Here is a 21369-nt window from a genome sequence, read left to right as displayed (position 1 = left end):
GTTACCTCGCAATCTCTTCGGCGGCGGACAGGATGTTCTCGACCGACTCCTGCTCGCCGATGGTGAGCCGCACACCGTCGGGCAGGTAGGCGCGCGCGACGATGCCGTGCCGCAGGAAGGTCTCGGCCACCTCCTGGCTGCGCTCGCCCGCGGGGAACCAGACGAAGTTGCCGTGCGGCCTCGGGATGTCGGTGTGCCCGAGCCCCACCAGCGCGTCGTAGACGGCGTCGCGGCGGGCGGTGATGTCGTCGACGCGTGCACGCAGCTCGTCGCTGCGGTCGAGCGAGGCGACGGCGGCCACCTGGGCCTGATCGGTGAGGCTGAGCGGGATGATCGTGGTGCGGGCGGCGGCCAGGATGGCGGCCGGGCCGATGCCGTAGCCGATCCGCAGCCCGGCGAGCCCGTAGGCCTTGGAGAAGGTGCGCAGCACGACGAGGTTCGGGTAGCGGTGGATCAGCTCGCGGCCGTTCACGGCGGCCGGATCGGTGACGAACTCGGCGTAGGCCTCGTCGAGGATCACGAGCACGTGGCTCGGCACCTTCGCCATGAAGGTCTCGAACTCGTCTTCGGTGACGACCGTCGAGGTGGGGTTGTTGGGGCTGCAGACGATCACCAGGCGGGTGCGGTCGGTGATCGCGGCGGCCATCGCGTCGAGGTCATGACGGTGGCCGGGGGTGTTGGGCACCGGCACCTGCACGGCACTCGGGATGACCGTCATCCACGGGTAGGCCTCGAACGAGCGCCAGGAGTAGACGACCTCGTCGCCCGGGCCGGCCGCCGCCTGGGTGAAGTGGGTGAGCAGGGCCACCGAGCCAGCGGCGACGATGACCTCCTCGGGCTCGACGCCCCAGTCGGCGGCGAGCCGGGCGGTGATCTCGGGCGCTCCGGCGTTCGGGTAGCGGTGCAGCTGCCGGGTGGCGGCATCCACCGCCTCCAGCACGCCGGGAAGTGGATCGAAGGGGTTCTCGTTGGAGGAGAGCTTGAAGCCGCCGGGGGCCGCCTTGCCCTGCTTGTAGGAGGGCAACGCCAGGATCTCAGGGCGGAGCTTCACGGGGGTCGCCGCAGCGTCGGAACGTGCGTCCAGGGGGCCGGAACTCATTCGTTCATCTTAGTTCGCGCTGCGAAAGCGGCCCGGGAATATGTCCGGCTGTGGATAACCCTTCAGCCGAGCTGTGGAATCGTGCCGGAATCAGCGCCGGTACGCCTCGACGAAGAGCTCGCCGCGGAGGGCGCCGAACACCGCCGCGAGATCGTCGACGAGCTTCGCGGTGACCCCCGACACCACCAGGTCGTGCGGGCCGAGCGCCTCCAGCGGTCGGCAGCGGATGCGCACCACCTCCCAGCCGGCCTCCCGCAGCAGGCGGTCCTTCCGCCGATCGGCCTCTTCGCGGGGGCCGACGTGCTCGAGGCCGAAACGGCCGACGGTGTCGTACTCGACGGCGATCCGCAGCTCGTCGATCACGAAGTCGGGCCACACTTCGTGCCGGCCGAAGAACGGCCGCCCCACGGCCACCGCGTTCGGTGCGAGGTCGAAGGCGAAGTGCTCGCCGAGCCGCTGCCGAAGGCCGGCCTCGACGGCGGAGGCCGGGCGAGGTGCCCGGGCGCTCCGGAAGGCGCTGCCGGGAACACGACGCAATCCCTCGCCGGCCGGCACGGCGGCACGGCCTGCGGCTCCAGGCCGCCGGGGAGCGGCCGATCGCCCGGCCACGGGCGCGACGGCCGGGACGGGTGCAGCGGGGGACGCGGGCGGAACGGGGGCGGAGGGAACGCGATCGGGCTCGTCGACGCGCGGGTGAACGCGCTCGGCGACCACCCGCGAGGGCACCGCCATCTCGGCGCACACCGGGCACCACACCGAGCGTCGACGCCGGCCACCGCTCGGCCGGCTGCGTTGCTCGCTCGGCGTCGCGACGAACAGGTGGCCCGCGTCGCACTGCCAGGTGAGGTACACGTCGGCCGCCGGCGGGATCTGGCTGAGGGTGCGCCCGGCGTTGAACTCCGGATGGTACTGCCGCACCAGCACCGGATACCGGCGCCAGGCCTCCCGGTACCGGCCGACCGGGTAGGGGGTCTCGCATCCCTTCGACCGCTGCCGCCGCTCCCACCACGCGGTCACGTTCTCGGGCACTCCTCCTCCTTTCCGGCCATCCGTCGCCCTCCGTGGCTCGTCTCCTGAGACGCTAGTCACCGCCTCCGACATCGGCTCCGGCACCCGGATGTCGCACCCCGCGAGTAGCGTGCGACCATGCCGACCTCCTGCGCCCTGGCGGGCGCTGATCCCGATTCGCCCTGCAGCCCCGACGGCCGCCCGGCCGAATCCCCGCTGGCGCTCTGCCGAGGCCATCTGCAGGAGGCCACCGAGTGGATGGCCGGCCAGGTGGGGGTCACCGACGTGCTGCCGTCGCCCTGCGTGGCCTGCGGGTCGCGCCTGGGCGTGCGTTACCCGTCCGGCTGGCTCTGCGCGCGGTGCGAGTGGCGGCACGGCGAGCATCCGGAAGACGGCTCGGCGCCCGTGGTCGTCGAGGTCGTCTACTACCTGCGCTTCGGCGACCGGGTGAAGATCGGCACCTCGGCGAACCCGCGGAGCCGCCTGGCCCAACTGCGCTACGAAGAACTGCTCGCCTTCGAACGCGGTGGCCGTGCCCGCGAGCAGGCCCGTCACGCCGAGTTCGCCGAGCACCGACTCACCGGCGAGTGGTTCGCCCTCACGGGCGACCTGGCCGACCACGTCCACGCTCTGACGGCACCCGGCGACGACCCCTGGCAGCTCCTGGCCCGCTGGCGCAGCGAGGCCGAAGCCCTCCGCGGGCGGTAATATCGATGTTTATTCATGTTCAGCGCGTGGATGAGGAGGGTGATCATGCGCGATCGGCTGCTCTCCCGCCTGAACGCCTTCCTCGGGATCGGCGGCGTAGCGAGCTTCCATCGCCTCGAAGGGCTCGTCGATTCGATTCCCGCCCGGCCGCCGGCCCGCAGCGACGACACGGCGGATGCGACCATCGCCTCCCTGGGCGCGGCCGCCCGCCGATCCTGGACCGACGCCGACCGGCGCACCTTCTGCGCGGTCGCGAGCCGGGCCGCCGAACGCACCCTCGGCCAGCGGCCGTTCCCCGGCCAGCTGGTCACCGCCCTCGCGCTGCTCGCCGGCCACGGGGTGCAGCTGGCGACGGGTGAGGGCAAGACGCTCGCCGGCGCGATCGCCGCCGTCGGCTACGCGCTTCACGGCCGCCGGATCCACGTCATCTCGGTCAACGACTACCTCGCCCGGCGCGATGCCGAGTGGATGGGCCCGCTGTTCGAGGCGTTCGGCGTCTCGGCCGGCTGGATCGCGGCCGACCAGACCCCGGATGCCCGCCGTCGCGCCTACGACGCCGACGTCGTGTACGTCTCGGCCTCCGAACTCGGCTTCGACGTGCTGCGCGACCGCTTCCGGGCCGAGGCCGTTCCCGGCCCGCTGGTGCGGCCCGACGTGGCGATCGTCGACGAGGTCGATGCCGTGCTGATCGACGAGGCGAGCATCCCTCTGGTGCTCGCCGCCGCGACCGAGGAGGGCCGGCACGACGCCGACTCGCACCGTGTCGAGGCCGTGGTGAAGACACTGCGCGACGGCGAGCACTTCGAGGTCGGCACCGACCGCCTCAACGTGTCGCTCACCGACCCCGGCACGGCCGCGGTGGAGAACGCCCTCGGTGTGGCCAACCTCTTCGACTCGAGCACCCACGACCACCTCACGGCCGTGAACCTCGCCCTGCACGCCCGCACCCTGGTGCAGCGCGACGTCGACTACCTCGTGCGCGACGGCCGGCTCGAGCTGATCAGCGCCGCCCGGGGTCGCGTGTCCACCGCCCAGCGCTGGCCCGATGGGCTGCAGGAGGCGATCGAGGTGAAGGAGGGCCTGCACGCGAGCGCTCTGAGCGAGGTGCTCGATTCCCTCACCGTCGGCTCGCTGATGAAGCTGCACGCGACCGTGTGCGGGATGAGCGGAACCGCTCTGGCCGTCGCGCCGCTGCTGGCCGAGGGCTACGGCTTCACCACGGGCGAGGTCGCATCCCGCGTGCCTTCCCGGCGGGTCGATCATCCCGACCGCCTCTTCCGCACGCCCGGCGAGAAGCACGCCGCCCTGCTGGAGCACATCCGGACCGAGCATTCCACCGGGCGCCCGATCCTCGTCGGCACGGCCAGTGTCGCCGCGTCGGAGCACCTGGCGACGTCGCTGTCCGACGACGGCATCGAGGCCGCGGTGCTGAACGCGAAGAACGATGCCGAGGAGGCGGCCATCGTCGCCCGGGCGGGCGAGTTCGGCCGAGTCACCATCTCGACCCAGATGGCCGGCCGGGGCACCGACATCAGGCTGGGCGGTCGCGACGAACGCGACCGCGAGCGGATCACGGCGCTGGGCGGCCTCAGCGTCATCGGCGCCGAACGCTACGAGAACGGCCGGCTCGACGATCAGCTGCGCGGCCGGGCATCCCGGCAGGGCGATCCGGGTTCCAGCATCTTCTTCGCCAGCCTCGAGGATGCCGTGGTCGCCACCCACCTCGACCTCGTGTCGGACGAGTACTCCCGCGCAATCGACGCCGGCGGCCTCGACCGGGCCGCCAGCATCCTGAACCACGCCCAGCGGATCGGCGAGGCCTCTCGCGAGCAGCTGCGCGCCAGCACCCTGCGGTTCTCCGAAGCGCCGGCCCGCCAGCGCGCCGCCGTGCTGCGGCTGCGCACCGAGGTGCTCGAGCGGGGCCTGCGACAGGCGCCCACCGCCGAACCACTGCGGAGCGCGGCGACCTCGCGTCACCTCGCCGCGCTCGAGGGCGAGTTCGGTACCGCGGCTACCGATCGCTTCGCGACCCGCACCGCGCTCTACCACCTCGACGCGACCTGGTGCCGGCACGCCGCCCTCCTGGCCGACGCCCGTGAGGGCATCCACCTGCGCTCCCTGGCGCGCGACAACCCGCTCGACGAGTACGTCAAGATCGCCCAGCGCGAGTTCGAGTCGTTCCTGCCCGAGGTCGCCGCCGCGGTGGAGGCTGCCCTCGGCCGTGCGGTCGCAGATCACGACATCCGCCGCGATCCGCCCGCCTTCCTCCGCCCCGGCTCCACCTGGACCTACATGGTCACCGAAGACCCGTTCGGCTCCCCCGAGAAGCGCCTCTGGCGCCGCGCCTCGACGTCACTCCGGCGCTTCCTGCGCTGAGGGGTGCGGGGGGCGCGGGGGGCGCGCGGGCCACTCCGAGGCCAGGATGCCGAACACGAGCGTGTCGGTCCACTCGCCCTTGAAGTACTCGTCCTCGCGCAGGTGCGCCTCCTGGCGCATCCCGAGGCGGGTCAGCAGGCGAGCGGATGCCCCGTTCCGGGCGTCCAGGCGGGCCACCACCCGGTGCAGGCCGAACGGGCCGAAGGCGAGGTCGAGCATCGCGCGGGCGGCCTCGGTGGCGTAGCCGTGCCCCTCGACGTCGGCGGCCATCGCGTAGCCGAGCTCGCCCCGGGCATCCGTCTCGCTGTCGTACTTCAGCAGCATCTCGCCGATCACCCGGCCGTCCAGTTCCATCGCCAACACCAGCCACTGTCCCGGCTCGAACACCACCCCCTGCCGGGTGCGCGCCTCGAGCGCCGCCTCGGTCTGCGAGCGCGTGCGCACCGGCCACGGGATGTACCGCACCACCTCGATATCGGAGTGGAACCGGAGCAGATCGTCGAGATCGTCGAGCCGATGCGGCCGCAGGCGCAGACGGGGGGTGACGACGGGGTACTCGGGAGCCCAGGGAACGGTGACCATGCATCGACTCTGCACCCTTCTGGATGGGATAGTGGTGGCATGCGCAGATTCCTGGTCTCCCTCATCGCGAACGCGATCGCCCTGTGGCTCACCACCCTGATCGTCGCGGGGGTCAAGATCGACCCGATCGGCGACGGCGGGGCCTTCGAGACCGTGATCACCTACCTGCTGGTGGCGCTGGTGTTCGGCATCATCAACGGCTTCGTCGGCTCGGTCATCCGGGTGGTGGCGTTCCCGCTCTACATCCTCACGCTCGGCATCATCTCGCTGTTCGTGAACGCCCTGCTGCTCTGGCTGGTCGCCGTGGTCACCGGCTGGTTCGGCTTCGGGCTGACGCTGGAGAGCTTCTGGTGGACCGTGCTCGGTGCACTCGTGCTCGCCATCCTCTCGGCCATCATCGGCGCCATCCTGCGCCCGCTGGCCGGCCGTCGCAACCGCTGACCCCATCCGGCGCCGCTATCGGCGCTGCAACGCCGAGTGCGAGAATAGGCAGCATGCCCCGACACGCCGAGGAATCCGCTCCGGAGAAGTCCGTCAGCGAGGCGTTCCGCATCTGCGTGGTGTGCACGGGCAACATCTGCCGCTCGCCGATGGCCGAGGTCGTGCTGCGCGATCTGGTCGACCGTGCAGGCCTCTCGGGCCGCGTGGTCGTCACCTCGGCCGGCACCGGTGACTGGCACGTGGGCGAGCACGCCGATCCCCGCACAGTGGAGGCGCTCCGGGCCCGCGGCTACGACGGCTCGGCCCACCGGGCGCGCCAGTTCGAGGGGGCGTGGTTCGACGAGCTCGATCTGGTGATCGCCCTCGACCGCAGCCACGAGCGCGTGCTCCGATCCTGGGCCCGCACCGACGAGGACAAGCAGAAGGTGCGCCTGCTGCTCGGTTTCGACCCCGACTACGCCGGCCGCCACGACGTGCCCGACCCCTACTACTCCGACGCCGCGATGTTCGACTCGGTCCTGGCCATGATCGAGCACTCCAGTGCCGCTCTGTTCCGCCAGATCGAGCCGGCGTTCCCCCGCTCGCCCGCGCTCTAGCTCCGACTCCCGCACCGCCCACACGAAAGATCACGAAACCCTCATGCCTCCTCTGCCCCCTCAGCCCATCAGCCCCCTCGACGGCCGCTACCGCGCCGCCGTCTCCGAGCTCGGCGAGTTCCTCTCCGAGGCGGGCCTGAACCGCGCGCGGGTGCACGTGGAGATCGACTGGCTGCTCTACCTCACCGACCACTCGATGTTCGGCTCCAGCCCACTCGACCCCGAACTCGCCCGGCGCCTGCGCTCGGTGGTGCAGGACTTCGGCCAGGACGAGATCGATCGCATCGGCACGCTCGAGGCCACCACCCGCCACGACGTGAAGGCCGTGGAGTACTTCGTGCGCGAGAAGCTGGCCGAGCTGGGCCTCAACCAGATCGCCGAGCTCACCCACTTCGGCTGCACCAGCGAGGACATCAACAACCTCTCCTACGCGCTCACCATCCGCCAGGCCGTCACCGAGGTGTGGCTGCCGAAGTTCAGCGGTGTGATCGAGAAGCTGCGCGGTCTCGCCGTGGAGCTCCGCGACGACGCGATGCTGGCGCTCACCCACGGCCAGCCCGCCACGCCCACCACCATGGGCAAGGAGCTCGCGGTCACGGTGCACCGCCTCGAGCGCATCAAGAAGCAGATCGAGGGCACCGAGTACCTCGGCAAGTTCTCGGGCGCCACCGGAACCTTCGCCGCCGATCTGGTGGCCGATCCGGAGGCCGACTGGCAGGCGATCTCGCGCGGTTTCGTGAACTCGCTGGGCCTGGAATGGAACCCGCTCACCACCCAGATCGAGTCGCACGACTGGCAGGCCGAGCTCTACTCGCGCATCAGCCACGCCAACCGCGTGCTGCACAACCTGTGCACGGATGTCTGGACCTACATCTCGATGGGCTACTTCACCCAGATCCCGGTCGCCGGTGCCACGGGCTCGTCGACGATGCCGCACAAGATCAACCCGATCCGCTTCGAGAACGCCGAGGCCAACCTCGAGCTCTCCAGCGCGCTGCTCGACTCGCTGGCCTCCACGCTGGTCACCTCGCGCCTGCAGCGCGACCTCACCGACTCCACCACGCAGCGCAACATCGGCGTGGCGCTCGGCCACTCACTGCTCGCTCTCGACAACATCACGGGCGGCCTCGGCGCCATCTCGCTGAACCGCGAGGCGCTGGCGCGCGATCTCGACGCCAACTGGGAGGTGCTCGGCGAGGCGATCCAGACCGTCGTGCGGGCCGAGGTCACCGCGGGCCGTTCGTCGATCGCCGATCCGTACGCCCTGCTGAAAGAGCTCACCCGCGGTCACCGGATCGGCCAGGCCGACCTCGTGGCCTTCGTCGAGGGCCTGGACATCGGCACCGACGCCAAGGCGCGCCTGGTGGCGCTCACGCCGGGCGTCTACACCGGCCTCGCCTCGCAGCTCGTCGACCACATCCTGCCGACGCCCGCCGCCGGCTGAGGCGGGTCGCCCCGCCGCGCCGAGCCCGGCTCAGTGACCGGCGGGGTGGTCGCCTTCATCGTCGATCTCGAGCTGCTCGGTGTCGTTGGGCTTGATCGACAGCGAGAACATCGCCATCACCACGAGCACCACGATGAAGGCGACGCCGAAGAAGATCAGGGAGAGCACGATCTCCCGGGTCGCCAGAAGGACGGTCAGGCCGACGAACAGCGACAGGACGGCCGACAGGACGAGCAGTTCGACCGGCTTCAGTCGATCGCGCTTCGAGGGTTGGTTCACGATGCCTTTCCACTTCGCGGCGTCTGCCCGGGTCGCACCGCAGCGGATGCCGCGGTGCCGGATGCCGGCTGGGTGCCCCAGCGCAGCGACAGACCGGCGATGATCAAGAACAGCCCCACGATGGCGGAGTAGGCGCCGAGCATGCCGACGGCGAACACCGGATCAGTGGGGAAGAAGATCAGCACCAGGGCGAAGATCACGGTGAGCCCGCCGACGACGGCCCAGTCGCGCGATGCGGGATTCTTGGTGTTGCGGAGGCCGGCGTAGAGCTCGAGGAAGCCGGTGACGGCCGAGTTCATGGTGGCGCAGAACAGCAGGAAGCCCAGGCCTCCGCCGTTGAAGGCGATGGCGAGCACGCCGAACACCACACCGGAGATGCCCTGGATGAGGAAGTTCACCCGCAGCGAGCGCTCGGTCAGCGTGCGCCAGGAGAGCACGCCCACCAGCACGCCCGACACGATCGCCAGCACGCCGTAGCTCAGCAGGCCGATCTGGGCGGAGTGGTTGGACAGGAAGGTGATCACCAGAGCGGTGATCACGAACGGGATCGCCCGGGCCACGGGCACGCCCCAGTAGGGCGAGCGCGGCAGGTGACGGGGTGAGTCGGTCACTCCGGGGTCCTCGATTCAGATCATGCGCGTTCTCCTAGTTTATTGCGCTGCGCCTGAGTGCCTCGCGTGTGCCCGCCCGGCCGTCGCATCCGGAGCATCGCCGGCGAGCTCAGGATGCGCGTGCGCCGCCGGGCGGGACGGCCACCAGAAGGCGTCTCCCGTCAAGAAGACCAGGGCCGGCACCAGCACGGTGCGCACCACCAGGGTGTCCAGCAGCACGCCGATGCAGACGATCACGCCGATCTGGGTGAGCGCCACCACGGGTAGCACGCCGAGAACGGCGAACACGGCGGCCAGCAGGATTCCCGCACTCGTGATCACGCCTCCGGTGGAGGAGAGCGCTCGCACCATCCCCTCCCGGGTGCCGTGACGCACGGACTCCTCGCGCGCTCTGGTGGTGAGGAAGATGTTGTAGTCCACGCCCAGGGCCACCAGGAACAGGAATGCGAACAGGATCACGTTCGAGTCGAAGGCGGGGAAGCCGAGCACGTTCTGGAACAGCACGTTCGAGGCGCCGAGGCTCGCGAAGAAGGTGGCGAGCACGCTGGCGATGAGCAGCACGGGGGCCACGAGGCTGCGCAGCAGCAACGCCAGGATCACGAACACGATCGCCAGGATGAGCGGAATGATCAGCGCCTGATCGGCCGCTGAAGCGGTGTTCGTGTCGAGCGCGGTCGCATCGCTTCCGCCCACGAGGGCTTGACTCACGGGGTTGTCGGGGCCCGCGTCCGCGTAGGCGGTCCGCAGTGCTTCGATGGTGGCGAAGGCGGCATCGCTCTCCGGCTCGGCGGCCAGCGTCACGTCCAGGCGGGTGAGGTCGCCTGAGACCTCGACCGGGCGCACCGACTCGACCCCGTCCACGCCCTGGGCGAGGCCCGTGGCATCCGGAACCGCCTCGGTCGGGGTCAGCACGATGGTCTGGCCCGTCAGACCGGCGGAGAAGGAGGCGTCGATCACCTCTTGGGCCTGCACCGACTCGGGGTTCCCGATCAGCTGGTCGGTCTGGGAGAGGCCGACCCGGTAGCCGGAGAGCCCCAGGGCCAGGATGCCGATGCCCAGGGTGGCGACGATGGCGACCGCTGCGGGGCGCTTGGCCACACCGCGGCCGAGACGCATCCAGAGACCCGGTTTCGTAGCGGCGCGCTGGGTGTGCTCCGCGTCGGTCTGCACGCGCGGCACGAACGGCCAGAACAGCCCGCGCCCGCACACCACGAGCGCGGCCGGCAGCACGAGCAGCGCGAACGCGATGGCGATCACCACTCCGATGGCGCAGGCGAAGCCGAGCGCACGGTTGCCGGCGAGCTGGGCCAGCAGCAGCGTGAGCAGGCTGAGGGCGACCGTACCGCCACTGGCCGCGATCGCGGGGCCCGCACTGCGCACGGCGGTCAGCATGGCGGTGTGCCGATCCTGAACCTTGGTGAGCTCTTCGCGGTAGCGCGCCACCAGCAGCAGGGCGTAGTTCGTGCCCGCGCCGAACACGAGCACCGAGAGGATGCCGCCGATCGAGGCGTCGATGGTGATGCCGAACGGATCGGCGAGAGCGGTCACCACCACCCGGGCGAGGCCGTCGGCGATGCCCACCACGGCCAGCGGTACGATCCACAGCACGGGGGAGCGGTAGGTGACGATCAGCAGGATCGCGACCACGATCACGGTCACCAGCAGCAGCCGGAAGTCGGCGCCCGCGAAGGCGTTCGTGATGTCGGCCTGGAAGCCCACCGGACCGGTCAGCAGCGCGGTGAGGCCGTCGGGCAGATCGGCGGATGCGTCGGCGCGCAGGCCCGCGGCCGTCGCCTCGATGTCGTCCTCCACGCTCGCCCCGTCCAGCGGCACGGCCACGATCGCCGCCAGTCCGTCGTCGCTGAACTGCGGCACGACCGCCTGCGGAGAGATCGACTGCTCGGCGAGCACCGCCGCGTTCGCCGTGATGGCCGCGCGATCGGCGTCCGTCAGCGCCTCGCCGGAGCCCACGCCCCGGCTGTACACGACGACGGCCGCGGTGCTGTCGGCCGAGGGGAACTCCTCCAGAAGCGCCGTGACCTGTGCGGCTTCGCTGGAGTCGGGCAGGCCCGAGGGCGGGAAGCTGTCGCTCGAGCCCTTGGGGAGCAGTCCGAACAGCAGAACGATGGCGACGGCGGCGATACCGAGGGCGATCCAAGCGGATCCGCGTCCGGTGACGAAGCGGGAGATCGAGCGCATGCAGAGTCCTTCGCGGGGTGGTCCACTGTTTCTAAGCAACTTAACTACCTAGGGGTTTAGCATGTCATTCATGGCAGACATCCGCAAACCGCCGCCGAGCACGGAGCCGGACGCGCCGGGCGAGCAGCCCTGGTCGCGTGCCGAACTCGCGGATGCCGGCATCGCCGACCCGACCGCCATCACCGAGGCCCTGCGCGACCTCGACGTCTGGTCGCGTGCCTTCGAGCGCCACCTCGGCACGGTGCTCACGGTGAATCCGACCGATCTCTCCGCGATGCAGCATCTCATCCAGAACGGCCCGCTCAGCCCTAGCGAGCTCGCGGGGCGCCTGGGCGTCTCCACCGCGGCCAGCACGCTGGTGGTCGACCGCCTCGTCGCGCTCGGGCACGCGGAGCGGCATCCGCACGACCACGACCGCCGCAAGATCGTGGTGGTTCCGGCTCGCGCCTCGGTGAACCGCGCCGTCGACGAGCTGCTGCCCATCATCGCCGGCATCTCCGGCCTGGTCGACGGCCTGGGGCCGCACGACCGCACCGTCGTCGAGCGCTTCCTGCGCGACGTCACCGAGGTCTATCGCACGGCCACCGAGGCGGCGCGGCCGCTCGAGTGATCATTGCGCCGTGTAGCCGCCGTCCACGGTGAGCACGGCCCCGGTGATGGCGCCGGCGCCGGCCGAGAGCAGGAAAGCGATCGGGGCGGCGACCTGCTCGGGGGTCGCGATCCGGCCGAGCGGATGCCCCACCGCGATCGCGCGCCAGGTCGCCTCCGGATCGGGGTCGCCGGCCAGCGCCTCGTCCATGAAACCGGTGGCGATCGCACCCGGCGCGACGGCGTTCACCCGGATGCCCCGTGGCGCCAGTTCGACGGCGGCGGCCCGGGTCATCTGCACCACGGCGCCCTTGGTGGCGGAGTAGGCCATCTGGGCCGGCAGCCCGACCAGGCCCGAGATCGAGGCCACGTTCACGATCGCCCCGCGACGTTCGGCCAGTGCCGCCACCGCCGCCCGCACGTGCAGGTGCACCCCGCGGATGTTCGTGGCCATCAGCGCGTCCCAGTCCTCGGCGCCGATGTCCTCCAGGGGCGCCGAATGAAAGCGCGCGGCGACGTTTACCAGGGCATCCAGCCGCCCGAACCGTTCCAGAGCCGCGGCCACAGCGGCCTCGGCCGTGCCGGGATCGGCCACGTCACCCGTGATCACGTGCACGTCGTCGTCGCCCCGGTGGCGCGCCTCCAGGCCCGCACTGATGTCCTCCGCCACGACGCGCCCGCCCGCAGCGCGTACCGCCTCGACGACGGCCGCCCCCACCCCGCCGGCCGCCCCGGTCACCAGCACCACATCCCCCGCGGCCGGCGCGTTCGCCAGCACCCCGGGGCCATCCGTCCCAGAGAAAAGCATCGTCGCTCCCATCGCCTGTCCTACTGTCCGACAATAGTCCTACCGTTTGCGATTCGGCGAGCGCTGGTGATGTGATCGGCCCGCGCGGGCCTCAGGCGGCCGGCCTACGCCGGGGGCATGTCCGCGAAGCGGGAGAAGTGGCCGTGGAAGCCCACCGTGATGGTGGCGGTGGGGCCGTTGCGGTGCTTGGCCACGATGAAGTCGGCCTCGCCCGCACGCGGGTTGTCTTTCTCGTAGGCGCCCTCGCGGTGCAGCAGGATGACCATGTCGGCATCCTGCTCGAGCGAACCCGACTCACGCAGGTCGCTGATGGCGGGCTTCTTGTCCGAGCGCTGCTCGGGGCCACGGTTCAGCTGCGAGAGCGCGATCACCGGAACCTGGAGTTCCTTGGCCATCAGCTTGAGCGCCCGGGAGAACTCCGACACCTCCTGCTGGCGGCTCTCGACCTTCTTGCCCGAGGTCATCAGCTGCAGGTAGTCGATGACGACGAGCTTGAGGCCCACCTTCTGCTTGAGCCGCCGGCATTTGGCGCGGATCTCGACCAGGGTCATGTTCGGGCTGTCGTCGATGTAGAACGGCGCGTCGTTGATGCGGCCGCGGGTGGAGGCGAGCGTCGTCCAGTCGCGACCCTCGATGCGGCCCTTGCGCATGCTCTGCAGGGGCACGGATGCTTCGGCCGAGAGCAGGCGCATCGCGATCTCCGAGCGACCCATCTCGAGCGAGAAGAAGATCGAGGGCATGTCGTTCTTGATCGAGGCGGCGCGGCAGAAGTCGAGCGCCAGCGTCGACTTACCGAGCGCCGGACGAGCGGCCACGATGATCATCTGACCGGGGTGGAATCCGTTGGTGAGGTTGTCGAGGTCGGCGAAGCCGGTGGGCACGCCGGTCATCGACCCGTCTTTGCCGGCCGCTGCCTCGATCTCGTCGATGGCGGCGGTGACGGCCACGGTGAGCGGCACGTAGTCTTCGGCCTCGACGCCGCCGTTGACCGCGTAGATCTCGGCCTGGGCGTTGTTGACCAGGTCGGTGACCTCGCCCTCGCTCGCGTAGCCCATCTGCACGATCCGGGTGCCGGCCTCGACCAGACGACGAAGCACCGCTTTCTCGCTGACGATCTGAGCGTAGAAGCCGGCGTTGGCGGCCGTGGGAACGAGACCGGTGAGGGTGTGCAGGTAGTCGGCGCCGCCGGCCCGGCTGAGCTCGCCGCTCTTGGTGAGCTCGTCGGTGACGGCGATCACGTCGGTGGGCTCACCGTGCGAGTAGAGGTTGAGGATCGCGTCGAAGATGACCTCGTGCTTGGGCATGTAGAAGTCGACGCCCCGCATGACCTCGACCACGTCGGCCACGGCGTCTTTGCTCAGCAGCATGCCGCCGAGGGCGCTCTGCTCGGCCAGCAGGTCGTGCGGGGGAGTGCGGTCGCCGGCGCGCTGGGACCCCTGCCCCTCACCCGAGCGCTGTTCACCGGCGAGACCGAGATGGGCGATCGACAACGTGGACTCCTGATCTGCCGCCCTGGGCGGCTCGTACTGCTCGTACCCATTCCAAGACCGACCACCGACATCGGCTTCCCCGAGGGCGCTGCCCCAGAGTAGGAAGGGCTTCCGGCCGCCTCCAAACAGCCTTGTGGATAAAGGTGTGGATGATCTGCGCGAAACGCCGGAAGCTATGTGTGAAAACTGTGGACTGGCCTGTGGACAAACCACGAAGATTCGGGTGTAAAAGAATCTTGACCAGGGCTTTTATGATTGCACAGGTTGTTAGTGGAGACATCCTTCGACCTGCACTTGAAGCTTGCTTTCTCCCCAGAGCCCTGTGTATAGAACTGGGGAGAATCGGGCGCAGAAAAGGGGTGTCCAGGGCCCGAGAGCCCTGGACACCCCTTCTCGGGTACGACTACTTCGCAGCGACCACCTGGAGGGTGATCGTGGCCGAGATGTCGTCACGAAGGCGCACGGTGGCCTCGTGGTTGCCGGTGGCCTTGATGGCGACCGGGATCTCGATCTTGCGCTTGTCGAGCTGGGCGATGCCGGCTTCCGAAACCGCGTCAGCGATGTCGGAGGTCTTCACCGAGCCGAACAGGCGTCCGCCCTGGCCCGCCTTGACCGTGAGCTTCACGGTGGCGTTCTCGAGCGTCTGCTTGACGTGCTGGGCCTCTTCGATCGTGGCGTGCTCGCGGGCGACGCGGGCGGCCTTGATCTGCTCGACCTGCTTCTCGCCACCGCGGCTCCACGCCACGGCGAAGCCCTTGGGAACGAGGTAGTTACGGGCGAACCCGTTCTTGACCTCGACGACATCGCCGGGAGCGCCCAGACCGGTCACCTCGTGGGTGAGGATGATTTTCGACATTCTGCTGCTCCTTAGCGGCCCGAGCCGGCGTAGGGCAGAAGTGCCATCTCGCGGGCGTTCTTGACGGCACGGGCGATGAGGCGCTGCTCCTGGACGGAGACTCCCGTGATACGGCGGGCGCGGATCTTTCCACGCTCCGAGATGAACTTGCGAAGGGTCGCAACGTCCTTGTAGTCGATGACGCCGACGCGGATCGACTTCGCGGGTGCGGCGTTCTTCGCACCCTTGGCGCCGCGGAGCGGCTTGCGGCGGTCGCCGCTTGACTTTCCAGCCATTGTTTTGGGTTCCTGTTCTGAAAGAAGAGAAGTTTAGAAGGGGGTGTCGTCGGCGTAGCTGCCGGGAGTGTTCCACACGTCGCCACCGGCGCCGGAAGACGAGGGCGCGGATGCGGCCCAGGGCTCCTCGACGGCGGGCTGGCCACCGCGGTTGCCACCGCCGCCGTTGCCACCGAAGCTTCCGCCACCGCCACCGGCGCCACCGCTGGTGGCTCGGGTGACCTGCGCGGTCGCGTAACGGAGCGAGGGGCCGATCTCGTCGACCTCGAGCTCGATCGAGGTGCGCTTCTCGCCCTCTTTCGTCTCGTAGGAGCGCTGGCGCAGGCGACCGGTCGCGACGACGCGGCTGCCCTTGGTCAGCGATCCGGCCACGTGCTCGGCGAATTCACGCCACACGCTCGCGCGGAGGAACAGCGCCTCGCCGTCTTTCCAGTCGTTCGACGCGCGGTCGAACGTACGGGGGGTCGATGCGATCGTGAAGTTCGCGACCGCCAGCCCGTTCTGCGTGTAACGCAGCTCGGGGTCGGCGGTGAGGTTGCCCACCACTGTGATTACGGTTTCGCCCGCCATGACGACTACTCGGCGGCCGGAGCTGCTGCAGCGGCTGCGGCGGGCTTCGCCGACGCGGCCTTGACGGCGGCTGCCGGAGCAGCGGAGCTGGCAGCGGCTGCGGGAGCAGCGGCAGCGGCCTTGGGGTTGGCGGCCTTGCGGGCGGCCTTCTCCTCGGCGAGCTTGGACGCGGCGGCGACCTGCGCGAGGCCTTCTTCGGCCCGCAGCACCTTGGTGCGCATGACGGCTTCGGAGAGCTTCAGCTGGCGGTCGAGCTCGACCGTGGCGGAGCTGTTCGCGGTGAGGCTGACGACGGCGTAGATGCCTTCGGTCTTCTTGTTGATCTCGTAGGCCAGGCGACGGCGGCCCCAGATGTCGACCTTGTCGACGGTTCCACCGTCGTTGCGGATGACATTGAGGAACTTGTCGAGGCTGGGAGCCACGGTGCGCTCGTCGATCTCGGGATCGAGGATGACCATGAGTTCGTACTGATGCGTCACAAACCCACCTCCTTCGGACTAGAACGGCCGCAGAATCTCTGCGACAGGAGGGTTATGCATCGGTCTCGTACCCTTCGGACGATTTCCGCCGGGCACAAGACAACTTCCATACCCTACCAGAGCGGTGCAGTCGGGTGGTGGGGAGTTGTGATGTGTGAAGGTGTGAGGGTGAGCCTGCGCATCGCCCTCGTCACCCTGCACACCTCCCCGCTCGAGCAGCCGGGCAGTGCGGATGCGGGCGGCATGAACGTCTACCTGGTGGGCGTGGCCGAGGCGCTGGCCGCTCGGGGCCACGAGGTCGAGCTGCTGACGCGGGCGACGGATGCGGCGGCCGGGGCGACCGGGGTCGGCACGACCCCCGGGGGAGTGCCGGTCCGTTTCCTGCGGGCGGGACCACTCACTCCGGTTCCGAAGGCATCCCTGCCCACCCTGGTGCCGGAGTTCACCCGGGCGCTCCGAGCGCTCCCGCGATTCGACGTCGTGCACTCCCACTACTGGCTCTCGGGTCTGGCCGGGCTCGACGCCGCGGCGGCCTGGACCGCTCCCCACATCCTGAGCCTGCACACGGTGGCCGCCCTGAAGAACGAACGGCTGGCACCGGGCGACCGTCCGGAACCCGTCGAGAGACTCGATGCCGAGCGGATGCTCGTGCAGAACTCGGCCCTCACGATCGCGGCCACCGCGGCCGAGCGCACCGCCATCCTGGGGGCGACGGATGCCGATCCCGCGCGCGTGGTCGGTGTGCCCCCCGGCGTCGACACGGCGCTCTTCCACCCGTCGGCTCCGGATGTCCCGTCCCGCGGCCGCCCGTTCCTCGTGGTGCTGGCGCGCATCCAGCCTTTGAAGGGGATCGAGCTGGCCGTCGAAGCCCTGTCCCGCATCCCGGCCGGCCGGCGGCCACGCCTGGTCATCGCGGGTGGCACCAGCCCCGGGCAGGACGAGTACGCCTCGGGTCTCCGTCGCCTCGCCGACGAGCGGGGGGTGGGCGACGATGTCGTGTTCCTGCCCGCCGTCCCGCGCCACGAAGCCGCTCGACTGCTGCGCGAGGCCTCCCTTCTTCTGGTTCCCTCCCACTCGGAGACCTTCGGGCTCGTGGCGCTCGAGGCGGCGGCCAGCGGAACCCCGGTCGTCGCCGCCCGCTCGGCCGGGGGTCTGGCCGAGGCGGTGGCCGACCGGGTGAGCGGCGTGCTGCTGGAGGATCGTTCGCCGGCCGCGTGGGCCGAGGCCGTCGACGACCTGCTCGGCGACCCGGATCGCCTGGCCGCGCTCTCGGCGTCGGCGGCCGCGCACGCCCGGCGGCACACCTGGGCGCAGACCGCCGCGCAGCTCGAGCGGCTCTATGAGAGAGTCCTCTGATCATGACGTCCTCCGAATCCCCCCTCACCGGCAGCGCGGCCCTGTCAGCATTCGGCGCGCATCCGGTCTTCCTGCATGCGCATCCCGATGACGAGTCCATCTCGACCGGCGGCACCATCGCCGCCCTGCGCGCCGCCGGTGTCGACGTGACCGTGATCACCGGTACGCGGGGCGAGCAGGGCGAAGTGGTTCCCGGCCCGCTCGCCGCACTCGAAGGCTCGCCCGCACTCGGTCCGCATCGGGTGACCGAGCTGAATATCGCGCTGGCTGCGCTCGGGGGGCCGGCGCACCACTTTCTCGGTTCCACGCCGGCACGCATGGCGAACCGCCCGGATCGCGAATATGCCGATTCGGGAATGCGTTGGGCTGCGAGCGGCTTCGCCGAGGCGGCCGGTGACGCGGCAGACGACTCGCTCAGTCTCTCCGGCCTCGATGAGGAGTTCGCCGACCTGTCCGCCACGCTCCCGCACGGCATCACGGCGGTCGTAGGCTACGACGCCCTGGGCGGGTACGGCCATCCCGACCATGTACGGATGCACGAACTCGGCCTGCGGACTGCCCGGGAGGGCGCCCTCCCGTACTTCGCGATCGTCGAACCGCGGGTGCCCGACGGCGCGGCGGAGTCGGCATCCGGGCCGGCGCCCTCCGTCGAGGATGTGCTCAGGCTCGATGTGACGCCCCAGCTCGCCGCGAAGGTCGCCGCTATGGCGGCCCACGCCACGCAGCTCACCATCGATCACTCCGCCGACGGCACCCCCTGGTTCGTGCTGAGCGGGGGCCAGCGGCATCCGGTTGGCGCCCTCGAGCAGTACCGCCGCCTGCTCTGAGTCAAGCGGCCCGGCGACCTTCCCCACCCCCGATAGGATCGTTAAGTTTTGACAACGACGAAGAGGGCTGCCCGAATGAGCATCAAGGTCGCAATCGCGGGGGTCGGCAACTGCGCCAACTCGCTGATCCAGGGCGTGACGTACTACGCCGACGCCGACGAGTCGGAGGCCATCCCCGGCCTCATGCACACGCGCTTCGGCCCGTTCCACGTGGGCGACCTGCAGTTCGTGGCCGCGTTCGACGTCGACGCCGCCAAGGTCGGAGCCGACCTCGCCGACGCGATCTGGGCCAGCGAGAACAACACCCTGAAGTTCGCCGACGTCGCCCCCACCGGCGTGACGGTGCTGCGCGGACCCACCCTGGACGGTCTGGGCGAGTACTACACCGAGATGATCGACGAGTCCGACGCCGAGCCCGTCGACGTGGCCGAAGCGCTGCGCGCATCCGGTGCCGAGGTGCTCGTGTGCTACCTGCCCGTCGGTTCGGAGAAGGCCGCGAAGCACTACGCGCAGGCCGCTCTGGACGCCGGGGTCGCCTTCGTGAACGCCATCCCGGTGTTCATCGCCTCCGACCCCGAGTGGGCCGCCAAGTTCGAGGCCGCGGGACTGCCGATCGTCGGCGACGACATCAAGAGCCAGGTCGGCGCCACCATCACCCACCGGGTGCTCGCGCGCCTGCTGGAGAGCCGCGGCATCCAGCTCGACCACACCTATCAGCTGAACGTCGGCGGCAACATGGACTTCAAGAACATGCTGGAGCGCCGCCGCCTCAACTCGAAGAAGATCTCGAAGACGCGCGCGGTCACCTCGAACATCGACATCGACCTGCCCGAGGGCGACGTGCACATCGGCCCGAGCGACCACGTGCCGTGGCTGGATGACCGCAAGTTCGCCTTCGTGCGCCTGGAGGGCCATGGCTTCGGCGGCGCCCCGATGAGCCTGGAGTACAAGCTCGAGGTGTGGGACTCGCCCAACTCGGCCGGTGTCATCATCGACGCCGTGCGCGCGGCGAAGCTGGCGCTGGACGCCGGCCTCGGCGGCCCGGTCGAGTCGGCCTCGGCCTACTTCATGAAGTCGCCGGCCGTGCAGCTGCCCGACGACGTGGCCCGCACCCGCCTCGAGGAGTTCATCACGGCGAACACCCCCACCGCGTAGCACTCCCCACCCGCGACTTGCCACAAGTTGTGGCAAGTCAGCGCGAGAACCGGCGACTTCTGCCAAGTCGCCGGGGGGGTCAGGGGTGGCGTTCGGCCCACCAGGCACGCAGGCGCGCCTCGGCCTCCTCGGGGGGGAGCGGGCCCTCGTCGAGGCGCAGCTCGAGCAGGAACGCTCGCGCCTGCCCCACCTCGCGCCCCGGCCCGATACCGAGTAGCGCCATGATCTGCGAGCCGTCCAGATCCGGTCGCACCGAATCGATCTCCTCCTGCGCCGCGAGCACGGCGATGCGCTCCTCGAGGTCGTCGTAGGCGAACGAGAGCTGATCGGCCTTGCGCCGGTTGCGCGTCGTCACGTCGGCCCGGGTCAGGATGTGCAGGCGTTCGAGCTGGTCGCCGGCGTCGCGCACGTAACGGCGCACCGCCGAGTCGGTCCAGGCGCCCTCGGTGTAGCCGAAGAAGCGCAGGTGCAGCTCGATCAGCCGGCCCACGGCGGCGATCGTGTCGTTGTCGAAGCGCAGCTCGCGCAGGCGCTTCTTCGCCAGCTTCGCGCCCACGATGTCGTGGTGGTGGAACGACACCTGCCCGCCCGGCTCGTTGCGCTTGGTGGCGGGCTTGCCGATGTCGTGCAGCAAGGCGGCCAGGCGCAGCACGAGGTCGGGGGAGGCGATGCTGGTTCCGGATGCCGCGCGCGACTTCTCGAGGTCGATCGCCTGATCGAGCACCGTGAGGCTGTGCTGGTAGACGTCCTTGTGGTGGTGGTGCTCGTCGCTCTCCAGCTGCAGCGCGGGCACCTCGGGCAGCACCAGCTCGGCGAGCCCGCTCTCGACCAGCAGCTCGACGCCGCGGCGGGGCGCATCCGTCTTCAGCAGCTTGGAGAGTTCGTCGTTCACGCGCTCGATCGAGATGATGCCGATCGACTCGCGCATCTCGGCGATCGCGATGGCGGTGGCAGCCTCGAGCGTGAAACCGAGCTGGGCACTGAAACGGATGGCCCGCAGCATCCGCAGCGGGTCGTCGCCGAACGACACCTCGGGTGCCCCCGGGGTGCGCAGGATGCCGGCGACGAGGTCGTCCATCCCGCCGGAGGGGTCGACGAGCTTCAGCTCGGGAACGCGCAGCGCCATGGCGTTGACGGTGAAGTCACGGCGGCGAAGGTCGCCCTCCAGCGAGTCGCCGAACTCCACGGCCGGCTTGCGGCTGGCGCCGTCGTAGCTGTCGGAGCGGTAGGTGGTGATCTCCACGCTCTCGCCGTCGATGCGTGCGGCGATGGTGCCGAACGCGCGCCCCACGTCCCACTGGGCCTGCGAGATGGGCGTCACGATGGCCAGGATCTGATCCGGCGTGGCATCCGTGGTGAAGTCGAGGTCGGTGATGGCCCGGCCGAGGAAGGCGTCGCGCACCGGCCCGCCCACCAGCGCCAGCTCGTGCCCGGCGTCGGCGAAGGCGGAGGCGAGCTGCGCGACGGGACCGTCGGCCGCGAGCTTCGCCAGGAAATCGAGGGACTGCTGAACCGGCTGCACCGGCCCATTTTAGCCGGGGCCCGCGGCTGGCCCCGGCGGTTCCCGGATCTCCCAGGCCCCGTCTCCTAGAATCGGTCGAGGACGGCGAGCGCCCGCGACC

Annotated in this window: 21 protein-coding genes and 1 pseudogene; 9 read left to right on the top strand and 13 right to left on the bottom strand. The window is 70.1% G+C overall.

Annotated elements, in window-relative coordinates; translation table 11 throughout:
* Position 1 precedes the first annotated feature (1 nt).
* Both Q0D75_RS06920 and Q0D75_RS06915 read right to left on the bottom strand, forming a co-directional pair.
* Complete coding sequence (locus tag Q0D75_RS06920) at positions 2-1099, bottom strand: histidinol-phosphate transaminase (RefSeq protein ID WP_291050865.1); 1098 nt, start codon at positions 1097-1099, stop codon at positions 2-4.
* Between the two features lie 90 nt (positions 1100-1189).
* Positions 1190-2128 carry a hypothetical protein gene (locus Q0D75_RS06915; protein ID WP_291050861.1) on the bottom strand — a complete coding sequence of 313 codons (939 nt, stop codon included), beginning with the start codon at positions 2126-2128 and terminating at the stop codon, positions 1190-1192.
* 117 nt (positions 2129-2245) lie between these two features.
* Between Q0D75_RS06915 and Q0D75_RS06910 the strand changes: the two genes are divergently transcribed.
* Entirely contained in the window at positions 2246-2815 is a 570-nt protein-coding gene (locus Q0D75_RS06910; RefSeq protein WP_291050858.1) for a GIY-YIG nuclease family protein, read from the top strand.
* Between the two features lie 45 nt (positions 2816-2860).
* Positions 2861-5191 (top strand): accessory Sec system translocase SecA2, encoded by a 2331-nt coding sequence (secA2, locus tag Q0D75_RS06905; RefSeq protein WP_291050856.1) that lies wholly within the window; start codon positions 2861-2863, stop codon positions 5189-5191.
* On the opposite strand, the gene Q0D75_RS06900 is transcribed toward secA2, so the two are convergent.
* On the bottom strand, positions 5168-5773 hold the full coding sequence (locus tag Q0D75_RS06900) for a GNAT family protein (protein WP_291050853.1): 606 nt from the start codon (positions 5771-5773) through the stop codon (positions 5168-5170). The two genes, secA2 and Q0D75_RS06900, sit on opposite strands and share 24 nt — an antisense overlap.
* A 39-nt stretch (positions 5774-5812) precedes the next feature.
* Here Q0D75_RS06900 and Q0D75_RS06895 point away from each other — a divergent pair, with 39 nt between their 5' ends.
* From Q0D75_RS06895 to purB, 3 genes are read left to right on the top strand one after another with little or no spacing between them, the layout of a single operon-like run.
* Positions 5813-6214, top strand: coding sequence for a phage holin family protein (locus tag Q0D75_RS06895; RefSeq protein ID WP_291050848.1), 402 nt, complete (start codon positions 5813-5815; stop codon positions 6212-6214).
* Positions 6215-6267: 53 nt separating this feature from the next.
* The gene (locus Q0D75_RS06890) at positions 6268-6810 is read left to right on the top strand and encodes a low molecular weight protein-tyrosine-phosphatase (protein ID WP_291050844.1); all 543 of its coding nucleotides are present in this window, start codon (positions 6268-6270) and stop codon (positions 6808-6810) included.
* Between the two features lie 43 nt (positions 6811-6853).
* Positions 6854-8254 (top strand): adenylosuccinate lyase, encoded by a 1401-nt coding sequence (purB, locus tag Q0D75_RS06885; RefSeq protein WP_291050841.1) that lies wholly within the window; start codon positions 6854-6856, stop codon positions 8252-8254.
* A gap of 30 nt (positions 8255-8284) precedes the next feature.
* Here purB and Q0D75_RS06880 read toward each other — a convergent pair whose 3' ends face one another.
* From Q0D75_RS06880 to Q0D75_RS06870, 3 genes are read right to left on the bottom strand one after another with little or no spacing between them, the layout of a single operon-like run.
* Positions 8285-8533 carry a hypothetical protein gene (locus Q0D75_RS06880; protein WP_291050839.1) on the bottom strand — a complete coding sequence of 83 codons (249 nt, stop codon included), beginning with the start codon at positions 8531-8533 and terminating at the stop codon, positions 8285-8287.
* On the bottom strand, positions 8530-9144 hold the full coding sequence (locus tag Q0D75_RS06875) for a hypothetical protein (protein ID WP_291050836.1): 615 nt from the start codon (positions 9142-9144) through the stop codon (positions 8530-8532). Before Q0D75_RS06875 ends, Q0D75_RS06880 begins: the two co-directional genes overlap by 4 nt.
* Before the next feature lie 39 nt (positions 9145-9183).
* The gene (locus Q0D75_RS06870) at positions 9184-11343 is read right to left on the bottom strand and encodes an MMPL family transporter (protein ID WP_291050834.1); all 2160 of its coding nucleotides are present in this window, start codon (positions 11341-11343) and stop codon (positions 9184-9186) included.
* A 61-nt stretch (positions 11344-11404) separates the two neighbouring features.
* Between Q0D75_RS06870 and Q0D75_RS06865 the strand changes: the two genes are divergently transcribed.
* On the top strand, positions 11405-11953 hold the full coding sequence (locus Q0D75_RS06865) for a MarR family winged helix-turn-helix transcriptional regulator (RefSeq protein WP_291050831.1): 549 nt from the start codon (positions 11405-11407) through the stop codon (positions 11951-11953).
* On the opposite strand, the gene Q0D75_RS06860 is transcribed toward Q0D75_RS06865, so the two are convergent.
* The 6 genes and pseudogenes from Q0D75_RS06860 to rpsF form a co-directional block, all read right to left on the bottom strand.
* On the bottom strand, positions 11954-12739 hold the full coding sequence (locus tag Q0D75_RS06860) for an SDR family oxidoreductase (protein ID WP_291050825.1): 786 nt from the start codon (positions 12737-12739) through the stop codon (positions 11954-11956).
* A 104-nt stretch (positions 12740-12843) separates the two neighbouring features.
* Positions 12844-14229, bottom strand: coding sequence for a replicative DNA helicase (dnaB, locus tag Q0D75_RS06855; protein ID WP_291050822.1), 1386 nt, complete (start codon positions 14227-14229; stop codon positions 12844-12846).
* A 403-nt stretch (positions 14230-14632) separates the two neighbouring features.
* Complete coding sequence (gene rplI, locus Q0D75_RS06850) at positions 14633-15085, bottom strand: 50S ribosomal protein L9 (RefSeq protein ID WP_291050820.1); 453 nt, start codon at positions 15083-15085, stop codon at positions 14633-14635.
* A gap of 11 nt (positions 15086-15096) precedes the next feature.
* Entirely contained in the window at positions 15097-15360 is a 264-nt protein-coding gene (gene rpsR, locus Q0D75_RS06845; protein WP_022895757.1) for a 30S ribosomal protein S18, read from the bottom strand.
* Positions 15361-15393: 33 nt separating this feature from the next.
* The gene (locus Q0D75_RS06840; RefSeq protein ID WP_291050817.1) at positions 15394-15930 is read right to left on the bottom strand and encodes a single-stranded DNA-binding protein; all 537 of its coding nucleotides are present in this window, start codon (positions 15928-15930) and stop codon (positions 15394-15396) included.
* Positions 15931-16058: 128 nt separating this feature from the next.
* A pseudogene (rpsF, locus tag Q0D75_RS06835) lies at positions 16059-16409 on the bottom strand (30S ribosomal protein S6); the annotation flags it as partial.
* A 168-nt stretch (positions 16410-16577) separates the two neighbouring features.
* Here rpsF and Q0D75_RS06830 point away from each other — a divergent pair.
* From Q0D75_RS06830 to Q0D75_RS06820, 3 genes are all read left to right on the top strand, one after another.
* Complete coding sequence (locus tag Q0D75_RS06830) at positions 16578-17765, top strand: glycosyltransferase (RefSeq protein ID WP_291050811.1); 1188 nt, start codon at positions 16578-16580, stop codon at positions 17763-17765.
* A 2-nt stretch (positions 17766-17767) separates the two neighbouring features.
* Positions 17768-18592, top strand: coding sequence for a PIG-L family deacetylase (locus Q0D75_RS06825; protein ID WP_291050809.1), 825 nt, complete (start codon positions 17768-17770; stop codon positions 18590-18592).
* 75 nt (positions 18593-18667) lie between these two features.
* Positions 18668-19747 (top strand): inositol-3-phosphate synthase, encoded by a 1080-nt coding sequence (locus tag Q0D75_RS06820; RefSeq protein ID WP_291050807.1) that lies wholly within the window; start codon positions 18668-18670, stop codon positions 19745-19747.
* Between the two features lie 79 nt (positions 19748-19826).
* On the opposite strand, the gene Q0D75_RS06815 is transcribed toward Q0D75_RS06820, so the two are convergent.
* Positions 19827-21269, bottom strand: coding sequence for a CCA tRNA nucleotidyltransferase (locus Q0D75_RS06815; protein ID WP_291050805.1), 1443 nt, complete (start codon positions 21267-21269; stop codon positions 19827-19829).
* Between the last annotated feature and the right edge of the window lie 100 nt (positions 21270-21369).

This window comes from Herbiconiux sp., assembly GCF_023264855.1.
GTDB lineage: Bacteria > Actinomycetota > Actinomycetes > Actinomycetales > Microbacteriaceae > Herbiconiux.
This window is presented reverse-complemented; position numbering and strand designations above follow the sequence as displayed.

Excerpts from the sequence above, each read along its gene's own strand:
- Q0D75_RS06920 (WP_291050865.1), bottom strand. The coding sequence starts at position 1,099 with ATGAGTTCCGGCCCCCTGGACGCACGTTCCGACGCTGCGGCGACCCCC.
- Q0D75_RS06910 (WP_291050858.1), top strand. The coding sequence starts at position 2,246 with ATGCCGACCTCCTGCGCCCTGGCGGGCGCTGATCCCGATTCGCCCTGC.
- secA2 (WP_291050856.1), top strand. The coding sequence starts at position 2,861 with ATGCGCGATCGGCTGCTCTCCCGCCTGAACGCCTTCCTCGGGATCGGC.
- Q0D75_RS06900 (WP_291050853.1), bottom strand. The coding sequence starts at position 5,773 with ATGGTCACCGTTCCCTGGGCTCCCGAGTACCCCGTCGTCACCCCCCGT.
- Q0D75_RS06895 (WP_291050848.1), top strand. The coding sequence starts at position 5,813 with ATGCGCAGATTCCTGGTCTCCCTCATCGCGAACGCGATCGCCCTGTGG.
- Q0D75_RS06890 (WP_291050844.1), top strand. The coding sequence starts at position 6,268 with ATGCCCCGACACGCCGAGGAATCCGCTCCGGAGAAGTCCGTCAGCGAG.
- purB (WP_291050841.1), top strand. The coding sequence starts at position 6,854 with ATGCCTCCTCTGCCCCCTCAGCCCATCAGCCCCCTCGACGGCCGCTAC.
- Q0D75_RS06870 (WP_291050834.1), bottom strand. The coding sequence starts at position 11,343 with ATGCGCTCGATCTCCCGCTTCGTCACCGGACGCGGATCCGCTTGGATC.
- Q0D75_RS06865 (WP_291050831.1), top strand. The coding sequence starts at position 11,405 with ATGTCATTCATGGCAGACATCCGCAAACCGCCGCCGAGCACGGAGCCG.
- Q0D75_RS06860 (WP_291050825.1), bottom strand. The coding sequence starts at position 12,739 with ATGCTTTTCTCTGGGACGGATGGCCCCGGGGTGCTGGCGAACGCGCCG.
- rplI (WP_291050820.1), bottom strand. The coding sequence starts at position 15,085 with ATGTCGAAAATCATCCTCACCCACGAGGTGACCGGTCTGGGCGCTCCC.
- rpsR (WP_022895757.1), bottom strand. The coding sequence starts at position 15,360 with ATGGCTGGAAAGTCAAGCGGCGACCGCCGCAAGCCGCTCCGCGGCGCC.
- Q0D75_RS06840 (WP_291050817.1), bottom strand. The coding sequence starts at position 15,930 with ATGGCGGGCGAAACCGTAATCACAGTGGTGGGCAACCTCACCGCCGAC.
- Q0D75_RS06825 (WP_291050809.1), top strand. The coding sequence starts at position 17,768 with ATGACGTCCTCCGAATCCCCCCTCACCGGCAGCGCGGCCCTGTCAGCA.
- Q0D75_RS06820 (WP_291050807.1), top strand. The coding sequence starts at position 18,668 with ATGAGCATCAAGGTCGCAATCGCGGGGGTCGGCAACTGCGCCAACTCG.